The organism is Flavobacterium sp. LK-23, from assembly GCF_058135255.1.
Genome location: NZ_JBYUVT010000003.1, coordinates 110,004 through 124,052, shown reverse-complemented (window position 1 = coordinate 124,052; position 14,049 = coordinate 110,004). Strand labels below are relative to the sequence as shown.

Annotated in this window: 7 protein-coding genes; all 7 read right to left on the bottom strand. The window is 34.9% G+C overall.

The genetic code is table 11. The annotated features are described in order from the left end of the window. Nucleotides 1–72: 72 nt before the first annotated feature. Entirely contained in the window at nucleotides 73–1,341 is a 1,269-nt protein-coding gene (locus tag AC3Y25_RS06155) for an acyltransferase family protein (RefSeq protein WP_489902117.1), read from the bottom strand. Nucleotides 1,342–1,463: 122 nt separating this feature from the next. Beyond that, nucleotides 1,464–4,460 (bottom strand): serine hydrolase domain-containing protein, encoded by a 2,997-nt coding sequence (locus AC3Y25_RS06150; RefSeq protein WP_489902116.1) that lies wholly within the window; start codon nucleotides 4,458–4,460, stop codon nucleotides 1,464–1,466. Between the two features lie 75 nt (nucleotides 4,461–4,535). After that, nucleotides 4,536–6,044 carry a sodium:solute symporter gene (locus AC3Y25_RS06145; RefSeq protein ID WP_489902115.1) on the bottom strand — a complete coding sequence of 503 codons (1,509 nt, stop codon included), beginning with the start codon at nucleotides 6,042–6,044 and terminating at the stop codon, nucleotides 4,536–4,538. 170 nt (nucleotides 6,045–6,214) lie between these two features. After that, on the bottom strand, nucleotides 6,215–7,042 hold the full coding sequence (murQ, locus tag AC3Y25_RS06140; protein ID WP_250836957.1) for an N-acetylmuramic acid 6-phosphate etherase: 828 nt from the start codon (nucleotides 7,040–7,042) through the stop codon (nucleotides 6,215–6,217). Nucleotides 7,043–7,341: 299 nt separating this feature from the next. Continuing rightward, the gene (locus AC3Y25_RS06135; protein ID WP_489902114.1) at nucleotides 7,342–8,544 is read right to left on the bottom strand and encodes an exo-beta-N-acetylmuramidase NamZ family protein; all 1,203 of its coding nucleotides are present in this window, start codon (nucleotides 8,542–8,544) and stop codon (nucleotides 7,342–7,344) included. Nucleotides 8,545–8,799: 255 nt separating this feature from the next. Then, nucleotides 8,800–10,533, bottom strand: coding sequence for a RagB/SusD family nutrient uptake outer membrane protein (locus tag AC3Y25_RS06130; protein ID WP_489902113.1), 1,734 nt, complete (start codon nucleotides 10,531–10,533; stop codon nucleotides 8,800–8,802). Between the two features lie 25 nt (nucleotides 10,534–10,558). Next, complete coding sequence (locus tag AC3Y25_RS06125; RefSeq protein ID WP_489902112.1) at nucleotides 10,559–13,846, bottom strand: SusC/RagA family TonB-linked outer membrane protein; 3,288 nt, start codon at nucleotides 13,844–13,846, stop codon at nucleotides 10,559–10,561. Nucleotides 13,847–14,049: the final 203 nt, after the last annotated feature.

Genomic DNA, 14,049 nt, shown 5'->3' with positions numbered 1-14,049 from the left:
TTTTTCTACCGACCAGATATTCCTACGGAATATTAAATTGTAACTGGTTGTGGTAATTCATTATAATCTTAATTACACTTTAAAAATCAACTTCTTTTTGTAGAAAATCCATAAGATCAACGACCAGAAAACAGCGTATGATAAAGCATAAGCGAGTGATGCATTTAGTGGGTTTTCAAAACAAGGAACTATTCCGTGATTATAGATGTACGCTTGAAGTCCAATTTCTTCTCCAGCTTTTTCAGGGTCGGCTACTTTTATGCCACTTAAAACTCTCGGAATTATTCCAGAAAAGAAAAATACAATCATCGGGTTTACACCCCAGATTAGGAATAATTTTGTCCATTTATGTCCTTTAATATCAATGATATAATACAAAAGTGTTAAACATAGCGTTGCAATTCCGGCTGTATATAAAACATAAGAACTTGTCCAAAGCGATTTGTTAATAGGGAAGAAGATGTTCCAAATTAAACCTCCAATTACTAAAGCAGTTCCTGCAATGGCAGTCTTTTTTACGATTTCCATTTTATCAACAGATAAATTTAATAGCTGGCCTATGTACATTCCTAAAATTCCAGTTCCAATGGCTGGCAAAGTGCTTAAGATTCCTTCAGGATCCCAAGTCTTAGATGAAGCCCATAAATGTCCGTTTAAAAGGGTATCGTCTATCCAAGCAGCCAAATTGGTGCCTTTGTCGAAATTGGCAGGACCAAAACCGGGAACGGGAACAAAAGCCATTACAAGCCAATATCCAACTAAAAGTCCTGCTAAAACTAAAAGCTGTGTTTTTAAATTAGTCTTTAAATACAAAATAGAAGTAAAGAAATACACAATGGCAATTCGCTGTAAAACGCCTGGAATTCTCGTGTCTTCAAAATGTTCAAGTCCGCTAAATGATAATGAAATAATAATTAGAAACACACCAATGGCAAGAATGGTTTTGACTTTCATTGAAAAGTTTCCTAAAAGGGCATACGCAACCGCAAAAGCAATTATTAATCGCAATCCTAATAACGGAATTCCTTCTAAACCAAATAAATGAATTCTGCTGAAAACGCTTAAAAATAATCCTAAACAGAAAATTCGAAGCGAACGCACTAAAATTTTATTGAAAACACTTCCGTCAAAATATTTTACAGGCATTGCAAACGGAATCGCCGTTCCCATAATAAAAACAAAAAACGGGAAAACTAAGTCAGTAGGCGTACAGCCATGCCATTCAGCATGTTCTAAAGGCGGGTAAATAGATGACCAGCTTCCCGGATTATTGACAATCGTCATTAAGAGAATGGTAAATCCTCTAAAGACATCAAGTGAGGTTAAACGTTCTTTTGTCATTGGGTTGATATTTTAGATAGGTTAGAATTTTAGATTTTAGAATTTAGATTTTAGAATTTAGATTTTAGAATATAGAATATAGAATATAGATTTTGGGATTTGGAATTTAAAATTTGGAATTTTTATTTCATTATCGCGTCTTGAATGATCTGTTGAATTTCTTCTCTGATTTTTCCTTTGGCTAATTTATTTTCGTCATTTACTACTTCTGGATACGTTCTATTGGATAGAAAAACATACACAATTTCGGTTTCTGGATCTGCCCAAGCCATGTTTCCTGTAAAACCGGTGTGGCCGAAACTTGCTTCAGAAACACAGTCGCAGGTTGGTCCGCCTTTGTGTACTCTTTTATCAAATCCTAGTCCGCGAAGAACGCCTTGATCTTTGTAATAGCACGTATTAAAAGCATCAAAAGTCTGTGGAGAAAAATATTGAATACCGCCATAATTTCCTTTCTGCAGATAAAGCTGCATCATTTTGGCAACATCCATGGCATTAGAAAAAATTCCTGCATGACCTGCAACTCCGCCTTCCATTGCCGCGGCCATGTCGTGTACATAACCTTGAATGACTTGATGTCTGAAATAGTTATCAATTTCAGTTGGAGCAATATTGCTTTTGTTAAATTTATCTAGCGGATTATAAAGCGTATTAGTCATTCCTAGAGTGCTGTAGAAATTTTCTTGACTCAGCTCTTCTAATTTTTTATGTGTTTTTCTTTCTAAATATTCTTTTAAAATGATAAAAGTAAAGTCGCTGTATTTGTATTCTTTTTTCAAAGCCACAGGACTTTCAGCAATGATTTTCATAATCGTATCATGATAATCGTTTCGGATATAAAGATTGTCAGCTACTTTTGTTGTAAAACCGTTTTCGGCTGCTTTTCGATAGTATTTTTCAGAAGGCTGAATGTTGCTGTCTAATGTCGCTTTGTAAAACGGAATCCAAGCCTGAAGTCCTGCGTAATGATTCAGCAAATCTTTGAAAGTGATGTTTTCTTTGTTTGTTTTGGCAAAAAAAGGCAGCATGTCTTTCAGTTTGGTATCCAATTCTACTTTATTTTTGTCATACAATTGCATCACATTCGGCAATGTTGAAATCATTTTTGAAATCGAAGCCACATCGTATAAATCTGAATCGGTTACTTTTTTTCCGTTATCATAAGTTTGTGCTCCGTACGATTTCTGAAAAATAACATTTCCTTTTCTAGCCACCAAAACTTGCATTCCAGGCGCCATTTTTTCGTCAATAGCTTTTTGTGCCACAGCATCAATTTTGGATAGAATTGCCGGATTCATATTTACATTTTCTGGAGCTGTAAAAGCAAGACGATTTAGTTTTTCGGTTGTCAAACCATCATTTACATGGAAAGCATCATTGATAGAAACAGGTAGTTTTCCTTTGGCTTCAATAGCACCAAAAAGCAATCCTGCCGAAACCACCTGACTAATATCTGAGTTTTGATACGAAACCACCAATCCTTCAATATCATCAAAATTGTTGATTGATAATAGCGAGTATGGTTTTGCAAAAATGTCCAAAATCACTTTGTTGTGTTTTGCAATTTCTTTCAGCCAAAGCATTTCTTGTAATGTGAATTCTTGTTTTTCCCAAGCTTTGTTTACTTTATGATAGCTGATAATAACCTTGTCAAATTTTTTCAATTCTTTATTCAGACTGTCAAGATTGGTGTCTTTGACTTCTGTAATTTCAGTATATTTTTTTAGCGTAGAAATAAAAGCGCTGTTCGTGTCTTCACCCAATTTTATATAAGCGATTTTTTCGCTTAAATCTTTTATAGGAAGAATTTCTTTTTCGTTTTTTAAAACCGTAATAGCATTTTCATATAGTTTATAATGCAAAGCATCATTTTGCGACGGATTCAAATCATTATACAAATTATTTAAATCAATCGGTTTGTATTTGTTCAGTCCTGCTTTGTATTTAAAATGAAGAATTTTTTTAACCGAATGTGCCAATCGTTCTTCAGTAATTACTTGCGTATTGTAAGCCTCTTCCAATTTCTGAAAAGCAACTGGTACATTTTCTGGACAAAGTAAAATATCGTTTCCTGCTAAAATAACAGCGATTTCTAGATCTCCAGGACCTTTAAAATTGGCTGCGCCTTTCATTGCCAAACCGTCTGTAAAAATTAAGCCATTAAAACCTAATTCTTTTTGAAGCAAATTGGTAACCACATTATAAGAAGCCGAGGAAGGACAATTTGGCTGTGATTCTAAGCTTGGAATATTAAGATGCGCGACCATTACAGAAGCCAGACCTTCGTCGAATAATTTTTTGTATGGATATAGTTCGACCAATTCCATACGTTCTTTAGAAAAATTAACGGTAGGCAAGGCGTGGTGCGAATCGGTTGAAGTATCTCCATGTCCAGGAAAGTGTTTTCCGGTACAGAAAACGCCATTTCCTTGTATTCCTTTCATTAAGGCAAGAGCTTTTTCGGTTACATTAACTTTATCTTCGCCAAAAGAACGGTTTCCGATAATTGGATTTTTCGGATTGGTATTAATATCTAAAACAGGAGCAAAGTTAAAATGAACGCCGATTCGTTTGTTTTCGGCTGCCATATTTCTTCCCACATTTTCAATTAAACTTAAATCCTGAATAGCGCCCAAAGTCATATTCCAAGGATAACGATACGTTGAATCTAATCGCATGGCTAATCCCCATTCGGCATCGATTCCGATCATCAAAGGAATTTTAGCTTTCGATTGATATAAGTTGGTCAATTTCGCCTGACGAACTGGCCCGCCTTGAAAGAAAATAACGTTTCCTATTTTATAATCTTCTATCAGTTTGCTGATCTGGTTAACATGTACAGAATCTTTATTGGAATAGGCCGAAACCATAAACAATTGCCCGATTTTTTCCTGTACGGTCATTTTACTGTAAATGCTGTCAACCCAAGCCGTTTCTTTATCAGAATCTTTAAAGAAGTTTTTTTTCTCTGAAGTATTTTTGGGTATGTAAACAACAGTGTCTTGTAAAGGAATATCCTTTTTATCATCTGTTGCGCCATTATTTTTTTTGGATGCGCAATTGGTAATTAAAAATATAAAAGCGGCGTATAAACTAATTTTTATGAAGGAGTTTTTCATATAATTTTTTTTAAAAATCAATTTGAGTTTAAGTGCATTAAACTCAAATTGATTCATCAATAGTATTAAGCTGAATTAGAAACTTATTTCTTTCTCACTGCGCGAACTGGTAACAAACAATCCTAAATAAGTAATTAATCCGTTTAGTATAATTAATTCATTATCAAAAACATATCCTGAAAATAAAACTTTAGAATATTCATTGATGAAATAAGTAAACAATGGAGAAAGCAAACAGATAAATGGAACCAGTTTGTCGTTTACATGTCTTGATTTTTGGAACAAACCAAAAGCATATAACCCTAATAATGGACCGTAAGTGTAAGAGGCAACTTTAAAGATCATACCCACTACAGAACTGTCGTTAATTGAGTTGAAAATTAGGATGATAAAAAAGATTAAAATAGAAAAACTGATATGCACTAAATGTCTAATTTTTACAGTGTTTTTCTTATGGCTGTTTTCTGCTTTGTCCATACCTAAAAAGTCAACACAAAATGAAGTTGTTAAGGCTGTTAGGGCAGAATCTGTAGTAGCAAAAGTGGCAGCAATAATTCCCAATAAAAATACTATTGCAGGAATTAGCGCTAAGTGATTTAAAGCAATTTCAGGGAAAAGCAAATCGGTTCTTGGTTTTCCGGTAACTAAATCGGTTGGAACAGCAATTCCGTTTTTGTTTGCATAGATGTATAAAAGTGCTCCAACGCTCAAAAAGAAAATATTAATGATAACAAAGATTCCTGTAAAAGTGAACATGTTTTTTTGTGCTTCGCCAATGTTTTTACAGCTTAAGTTTTTTTGCATTAAATCCTGATCCAAACCTGTCATAGCAATGGTTACGAACATTCCACCCAGAATTTGTTTTATGAAATGGAATTTACTTCCAAAGAAATCATCAAAGAAAAAGATTTTAGAATAATTACTGTTTTTTACTTCTTCAAATGCGCTAATGGCACTCAAATCCATACGATCGCAAATGAAATAAATCGTAAGAAAAACAGAAGTTACAAGGAAAAAGGTTTGTAAAGTATCGGTAATAATAATCGTTTTTAATCCGCCTTTATAGGTATAAGAAAAGATAAGCAACAGCGAAATTAAAATCGTAAACGCAAAAGGAACATGATAAAAATCGAATACAAAACGCTGTAAAACGATCACGACCAAATACAATCTGAAAGCAGAACTTATTGTGCGGCTAATTAAGAAAATAGAAGCGGCTGTTTTATAGCTGAAAAAGCCCATTCTTTGCTCGATGTAACCGTAAATTGAAGTCAGATTCATTCTGTAATACAGTGGCAGCAAGAGTTTGGTAATGACAATAAATCCAAGAGCATTTCCTAATACAAACTGAAAATATTTAAATTGTTCACCACTTGGCGCGCCAACTTCTCCAGGAACAGAAATAAAGGTTACTCCAGAAAGAGCCGTTCCAATCATTCCGAAAGCAACTAAATACCATTTTGAATTTTTATTGGCAGTAAAAAAAGCTTCATTTCCGCTGTCTTTTCTGCTGACTCTGTGCGATATATAGAATAATGTTCCGAAATAAATGATAATAAGGAGAAGGATGGTACTTGGTGTCATTTTATAGTTTTGGTGTTTTTTTGGTTTTTATAAATAATTCAAATCAAGAAGATTTTTTAATTGACCTAACAGATTTTACTCTGTTAGGTCGGTGTTAAAAACTCCAAAAAATGAATTTATTCAGCTTTTGAATTTGTATAAATCTATAAAAAGATTTTGATAGTGTGGTTTTAGTTTTCCTGATTTTTGTTGTGAGCTGAAAGTACAGCTCTAACGCTTTTATGTGTGTGGAGTAATTCTTCGGCAACATCATATTCAATGCCAAGTTCTTCCATAATCATTTTGATGCCGCGTTTTACCAATTTTTCATTAGACAGCTGCATGTCAACCATTTTGTTGCCTTTTACTTTTCCTAATTTGATCATTACCGAAGTAGAAATCATATTCAAAGTTAATTTTTGAGCCGTTCCAGCTTTCATTCTCGTACTTCCTGTTAAGAATTCAGGGCCTACGATTAATTCAATTGGATAATCAGCTTCTTGAGCGATAAGTCCGTTGCTGATGCAAGAAATACTTCCTGTTTTAATATTGTGTTCTTTAGCTTTTTTAAGCGCTCCTAAAACGTATGGCGTATTACCAGAAGCAGCAATTCCGATAATCATATCTAAACTTGAAATTTCAAACTTAGCCAAATCTTTCCATGCTTGTTCGGTGTCATCTTCTGCATTTTCTACCGCTTTTCTAATGGCAGTGTCTCCACCGGCAATGATTCCGATAATCATATCATGCGGAACACCAAAAGTTGGCGGACATTCAGATGCATCTAAAATTCCGATTCTCCCAGAAGTTCCAGCTCCGATATAAAATAATCTTCCGCCCAATTGCATTTTTTTTACAATGGCCTTAACCAGTTTTTCTATTTTAGGAATCTGCTCTTCAATAATATGCGGAACTTTTTTGTCTTCTGTATTAATGTTTGTAAGAAGTTCTTTCACGCTCATTTGATCCAAGTCTTTGTACAAAGATTCTTGTTCAGTTTCAGGATTTTTATTTTTCATTTTTCTTTTTTTTGATTGTTGAAACCGAGATTTTTCTACTATCAGGCTTCTCTATTTTACATTAATAGTTTGATATTTTTATTAGAATAGAATTTAATTTTTAAAACATAGAAACACAGGTTTTGATTTTTGTTTAAAAAGGTAACCAATCTTTAAAAAGCAAACCAAAGAGAACTACATTTCTGCATAGCAATATATATGTGTGTGTTTATGCTAATGAAACGCTTTTGTGTAAGTCTATCAAAGTCTATGTTTCTATTGTTTAAAAAATTAAGTCTAAAGGAACTGAATTAGAAATATTATTTATAAATCAGGTATTTTGTTCGCATTTTTTTGAAAGCTTCTAGATCTTTCTGCCAAGTCTTTCTTATCTCTTTTTCAGAAGCACCGCTTTCAATTTGCTGCTGTAGTTTTTTTGTTCCAGCCAGTTTGGTAAAAAATGCGTTAAAGAATTTTGTTTTATCGCTGGTATTCTGGTATGCTTTAATAAGCCATTTCAATTCTAATTGTTTCAATTTGGGATATGCAGTCAAATCTTCTCCAAAACATTCTTTTCCGTTGTATAAAGGATCTTTTGCGCCAAAATTGGGTTTTGGAGTAAAACTGAAATTGGTTTTGGTTAAATATGGAGAACCGTAGATTTGAAATTGTTTCTCAGTTCCGCGTCCCATACTTACGTTTGTTCCTTCAAAAAGACATAGACTTGCGTATAAATTTATAGACTGGTCATTTGGTAAATTCGGAGATGGTTTTACCAATAAACTATATGGCATTGTTCTGCTGTAATCTACACAAGGAATAACGGTTAGTTTACATTGAGCGTCATCTTTTAGCCATTTCTCTCCATTTACCATTTGAGCATATTCACCAATTGTCATTCCGTGAAGGAGCGGAATAGGGTGCATGCCGACGAAACTTGTAAATTCTTTTTCTAAAAGCGGTCCGTCAACAATAGAACCATTTGGATTTGGACGATCAAAAACAATAAGCTGAATATTGTTCTCTGCACAAGCTTCCATTACATAATGCAAAGAAGAAATGTAGGTATAGAATCTTGCTCCTACATCTTGCAAGTCAAAAATCATCACATCAATTCCAGATAACTGCGCTGGTTTTGGTTTTTTGTTGTCGCCATAAAGTGAAATAATCGGAAGACCTGTTTTCGGATCTTTTCCATCCACGATATGTTCACCGGCATCGGCTGTTCCTCTAAATCCGTGCTCGGGAGCGAAAATAGTCTGAACAGCAATTTTTTTCTCCAATAGAAAATCAACCACATGCGTTTTATTAGATAAAATTCCGGTCTGGTTGGTTACAATTCCAACTTTTTTATCTTTTAAAAGCGGTAAGTATTTTTCGTAGTTGTCTGCACCTGTTTTTATAACAGCGTTATTAATTTTTGCTGAAATAACGTTTTTATCTGGCTGAATGGTTGCAGAATATGACGGGCTATAAAACAGAAATGCTGTAACAAAAGCACTTTTTGCTATAAATTTTATCATTTTAATACAGTTATTAGTTAGAGACAAAATGGACTAATAAAATTAAGATTTTATCGGAGTATATGAATGTTTTAGGCAGATTTGGGGAATCTAAAAACTAACAAGATATAAAACCTGTATGAATCAGGATTAATTTTTCTATTTGGTCTTTTTATTGGTCACAATGTGTTTAAAAAGAGTGTTTTAAAATACTGCCTCCGAAAAGTCTCACGTCGGAGGCAGTTGTATTAGATGCGGTTTTTCAGTTTTACCGAATTACCAGCCTGGATTTTGTTTTAAATCGACACCTTGCGCTTTGTACAAATCAATGTCATTTGTTGGAATGTTCATTAAATAATGCTTAGGTTCGAAAGTTCTTGTGCTTGCTGGGTATATTTTCACATATCCATTTCCGTCAACAACAGTTTGCGATCCAACTGGAGTTCCAATTCTAGCTCCTAAGTTCACGTCAGGGTTTTTGCTAGTGTCTAGGTAATCTCCTTTTTTCCAACGGTAAATATCAGCTTGTCTTAAAGTAGTCCAGCTCATGAATTCGATTTGACGTTCACGACGAACTTCCCAGATTAACGGATTTACAACACCAGTTAATTGCTCTAAAGAAGAAGTTCTTCTTGGGTCATTAATTTGAACACCATTTGCAGAAGCATTTGTTCCATCTGTTGTTAGAGGAGCAATTCCTGCACGTGCACGAACTTTATTGATTGATAAATCAAGATCGCTGTTGGTTGCTGTTCCTAACTCAGCGCAAGCCTCAGCATAATTTAAATATACTTCGCTTAGAGTAAATAATGGAGCGTCTGTGTAGTTACGTCCTCCAGTAGTTACATCTGGACCAGTTGTAGCAGGGTTGTTGTACAATTCAAATACATATCCTGACATAGAAACCAAAGCTGTAGTACCAAAAGGTTTTCCTTTGTAACCGTAGTTAGCTGGATTTACTGTTTTTGCAAAACGAGGATCTCTGTTAGCAAATGTTTTAGCAGCCGTATCGTCACCAGTATATTGGCTGTTTCCAGCTTGCTGAATAGGCAATCCGTTTGTTGTTACGTAGCTATCAGCTGCCCATTTTGTTAAACCGTACTGAATGGTTGAAGTATTCGTATAGTTTTGAAGAGAGTGCATTAATACGTTTGTTAAGTAACGTTTTGCCAATATCACTTCAGTATTTCCAAGTAATTCAACTGAATTGTAAAGTCCTTTCCAATCTGCATTCAATTTGTAGCTTGGATTGTTCATGATCATTAATGAAGCTGCTTTTGCTTTGTTTAAGTAAGCGCTTCCATCTTGTCCTAAATGATATTTTCTGTACGTTCCTTCATAAAGACAAGCATTGCTTAAAGCTGCGTAAGCAGTGTATTTATTTGCTGTAACGTTTTTATCATCGCTAACCAACATCAAGTCTGCTGCTTCTTGTAATTCTGCAATTACTTTGTCCATAATTTCGGCTCTTGGTTTTGCAGGCGCATAAACTTCTGCGTCACCTTGTGCTAAATATTGATCAGTATACGGTACATCACCAAATTTTTGCACTAAACGGAAATACGTATAAGCTCTAAAAAATTTAGCAACTCCAATGTAGTGGTTCTTTTTCTCCGTAGACATACTTACTGTTGGTACTTTTTCCAGCATCAAGTTGCAACGACGGATTAGCGTGTAATATTCATTCCAAGAATAAAGATTCGTAGTTGCAGCTGTAACTGGCATTTGATAGAAAGTAAAGGCAGACAAGTTATCATCTACTCTGTAATCACTTCCATGATAGTAAAAGAAAGAAAGTCCGATTGTAGTTCCATTTCCATAACCATAAAAAGTATCATAATTAAGCCATGAAAAGGTTTTTACGTTATCTTCTGACTGCCAAAAGTTATCGTTTGTAAATTTATCTGCAGGATCATCAGTAAGATAATCTGAACAGCTAACTGCGCTTCCTGCAAGTAAAGCAGTTGCAAACATTAGCAGAAACTTAGATTTTATATTATATTTTTTCATTGTAAGAGTTTTGAATAGTTAGAGATTAGAAAGAGATATCAACACCAACTGACCATGTTTTTGTGTAAGGATAAGCTCTTCCCCAGAAAACTTCTGTTTCGTCGATTTCAGGATCTACAGGAAGACGTTTGTCTGCCCAAGTCGCAATATTTTCACCAGAAGTATATAATCTTACTTTTTCTAATCCTGCTTTTTTCACAAGAGCTACTGGCAAATTATATCCGATAGTAAAGTTTTTTAAACGGAAATAAGACATGTCTAACAAATATCTTGTCGAAGTAACAAAGTTGTTCTGACCTTGAGTACCTGACCCAAAAGTATTTGCTTCGTTACCATAGTATGGATTTGGAAAGTAAGCATCTGTGTTTTCTGGAGTCCAGTAATCTGCTTGGTTGGCATACATTTGCTGAGGCGCACGGAAGAAAGGCAATACAGCATCTGAAGCAGCCCAGTAATCACGTTTTCCAACTCCTTGGAAGAAAGTAGAAATATCAAATCCGCGGAATTTACCACCTAATGTAATACCGTATCTGTAACGAGGAGTAGAGTTACCAATTTTTTTCAAATCTCCATGATCGTCAGCAGTACCAGCTCCACGAGTAATAGCTCCGTCACCGTCTATATCTACGTAGTGAACGTCTCCAGCTCCATATTTAAAGTTTCCACCCATTGTTTTAGAGTAGTCAACGCCATTTACCGTTTTTCCATTATTCGTAATTACGTCATCAGCCTGTAAAAGTCTGTCACTTGTTAATCCCCAGATTTGGCCAATTTCGTAACCATCATAATAAGGTTTTGTATCTGGAGTAACTAAAGCTAATAGTTTAGAAGTGTTATTCCATTTTGTAATAACCGATTTAGAATCAGATAAAGCAAGATCAACAAAAACAGAAGCCGTTTCGCTTAAATTTTTATTAAAGTTTAATGAAAGCTCCCAACCTTGAGTTCTCATGTTTCCAGAGTTAGTCTGAGCAGAAGTCTGCCCAAATGAACCAGGAAGTGTTATGCCTGGAGCAAGCATTCCTTTTGTATCACGCTGGTACCAGTCAAAAGAAGCACCAAGCATATCAAATATTTTAACATCGATACCCACATCTTTTGTCATTACTTTTTCCCAAGTTAATGCAGGATCTACGTTAGTTGGTAAATTTGTAGAAGGAGGAAGAGTAGCACCACTATTTACCCAAGAAGGATTTTTAGCTGTCATGATCGATAAGAAAGCATTGTTTCCAACGTTTTGATTACCGATTGATCCGATAGAACCACGCAATTTAAGATCGTTTAACCATCCGCGAGTTCCTTCCATAAATTTCTCGTTCACAATTTTGTATCCTACAGAAGCAGAAGGAAAGAATCCCCATTGTTCGTTAGTTGGGAATCTTGATGAACCATCATAACGAGCATTTAATTCAACTAAATAAATTCCGTTGTAATCATAATTCACACGTCCAAAGAAACCTGCAATGGAGTATTCTGTTACCGTTGGGTTTAAATCTGTGTTTGCAGCTCCAGAAACAAATTGTTCTCCCACTGCAAGGTTAAATTCTGGTTTAGATTTGTCCAAAAGCGTATTTCTTCTTGCGTAGTTGCGCGATAAATTTTGCCATTCTGAGTTGAAACCAGCTAAGAATTTGAAATTATGCTTGTCAAATTGTTTTTTATAGTTACCATAAATGTTTACCACATTTGTAGTTGACTCTTGTTTGGATTGTCCAACGAAATCATTTCCTGTTTCAAGAGTTGCAGGAGTAGCAGTCTGAATTGTAGTAGCATCGTATGGCATTGCAGACCAGCTGTCCCATGCTAAGAATTTACCACCATTTTGTTTTCTGTTGTAGTAATCGTTTACACTGCTAATTTCAGTGATAAGGTTTAAATCTTTTGTAATATCTGCTGTAAATCTAGCGCTTAACCTTGTATTGCGTTTGTTGTTTTCGTTTCTAGAAGCATTAGATAAATATCCTCCAGCTGTACGGAAATTGTATCCTCTGTAAGTTCCAAAATTTGGGAAATATTGCCCCCAACGAAGCGCATAACCAAAGTAACCTCCGTAGCCTGTGTCATCGGTTCCAGAACCTCCATAATAGTTAAAAGGCTGATCGTAAGAACTGTTGATTGTCATTACTTTGAAATCTCCAGTAAGCCAATCTGCTAATTTTGTTGTAAAACCTAAGTTGATGTTGATTCTTTGTCTTTTTTCCTGATTTACTCTTAACATACCATCTTGGTTGGTCAATCCGAACGAAGCAAAGAATGAACTTTTATCACCTAAATTTCCTTGAGCAGAAACATTGTGCGTTGTTTGTAACGCATTACTGGCATACAATTCTTTATTTGCATCCCAAACTCTGTAAAAATAAGGAACACCATTTTTTATTTCCCAATCTTCTCCATAAACCATTTCATTACTGGTACGGTTGTTTGCATATTTTGCTTTCCAGTTTTTAATTCCGTCTAATAAAATGCTGTAGTTCTGACCAAAAATCTCTGGAGTAGAACCATCAGTTCTTGTTCCTGCAGCGATCAATCCTGGAATTTCTTCTGTTGGATCTAAGAATTTAAGTGTAGAAATCGGATTTACAAAAGCAGTATTTGCTGAATACGAAAATCTCACTTTTCCTTCGCCTGTTTTTCCGCTTTTTGTAGTAATAAGAACAACACCAAACGCAGCACGAGCACCATAAATAGATGCAGAAGCAGCATCTTTAAGTACAGACATCGTTGCGATATCATTTGGGTTAATCAATGATAAGTCGGTAGGAACACCGTCAACTAATATTAAAGGATCGTCTGAACCATTAATTGTACCCGCTCCACGAATGTTGATTTTTGCGGCACGGTTAATATTTCCTGAGTTAAAATTAATGTTTACACCCGGAGTAGTACCTTGTAAAGCTCTACTAACATCAGTTAAAGGTCTGCTTCCAATTGTTTTAGCAACATCAATATTGGCAACAGCTCCTGTTAAATTCGTTTTTTTCTGAGAAGCAAAACCTACAACAACAACTTCGTCTAGTTTCGAAGTGCTTTCTATAAGACCAACATTTATTTTCTGCTGGCTTTCCACTTTAATTGATTGAGTTTCATAACCCATATAACTAAAGCTTAGAGTTCGTCCCGGTGCTACAGAAATGCTGTAGTTTCCATCAAAGTCAGTGGTTGTGCCATTATTTGTTCCTTGAATAATAACGCTGACTCCTGGAATTGGAATTCCGTCTGTTTTGCTTTTTACTGTTCCAGTAACTGTTTTTGCTTGTCCAAATGCTGCTTGAATGCACAAAAACAACACTGAAATAAAGAGTAACTTTTTCATGATTAATCTGGTTTTTTATGGTTGTTGTTGAGCAAATATATTTATTTATTGCATATAAATGCGTTATTTTGGATTTTTTTTCTAAAAATAATTTAAAAAACGCAAAATAACGCAAGTTTTGATAAAAAATAATTATTGATTTTGTTTTTAAAATCTTACTAATGCATGATTTTGCAGTTTTTAGGCTGTTTTCTGATATGGAA

What these genes read in the sequence shown, in the direction of transcription:
- AC3Y25_RS06155 (WP_489902117.1), bottom strand. Translation starts at nt 1,341, where the DNA reads ATGACAAAAGAACGTTTAACCTCACTTGATGTCTTTAGAGGATTTACC.
- AC3Y25_RS06150 (WP_489902116.1), bottom strand. Translation starts at nt 4,460, where the DNA reads ATGAAAAACTCCTTCATAAAAATTAGTTTATACGCCGCTTTTATATTT.
- AC3Y25_RS06145 (WP_489902115.1), bottom strand. Translation starts at nt 6,044, where the DNA reads ATGACACCAAGTACCATCCTTCTCCTTATTATCATTTATTTCGGAACA.
- murQ (WP_250836957.1), bottom strand. Translation starts at nt 7,042, where the DNA reads ATGAAAAATAAAAATCCTGAAACTGAACAAGAATCTTTGTACAAAGAC.
- AC3Y25_RS06135 (WP_489902114.1), bottom strand. Translation starts at nt 8,544, where the DNA reads ATGATAAAATTTATAGCAAAAAGTGCTTTTGTTACAGCATTTCTGTTT.
- AC3Y25_RS06130 (WP_489902113.1), bottom strand. Translation starts at nt 10,533, where the DNA reads ATGAAAAAATATAATATAAAATCTAAGTTTCTGCTAATGTTTGCAACT.
- AC3Y25_RS06125 (WP_489902112.1), bottom strand. Translation starts at nt 13,846, where the DNA reads ATGAAAAAGTTACTCTTTATTTCAGTGTTGTTTTTGTGCATTCAAGCA.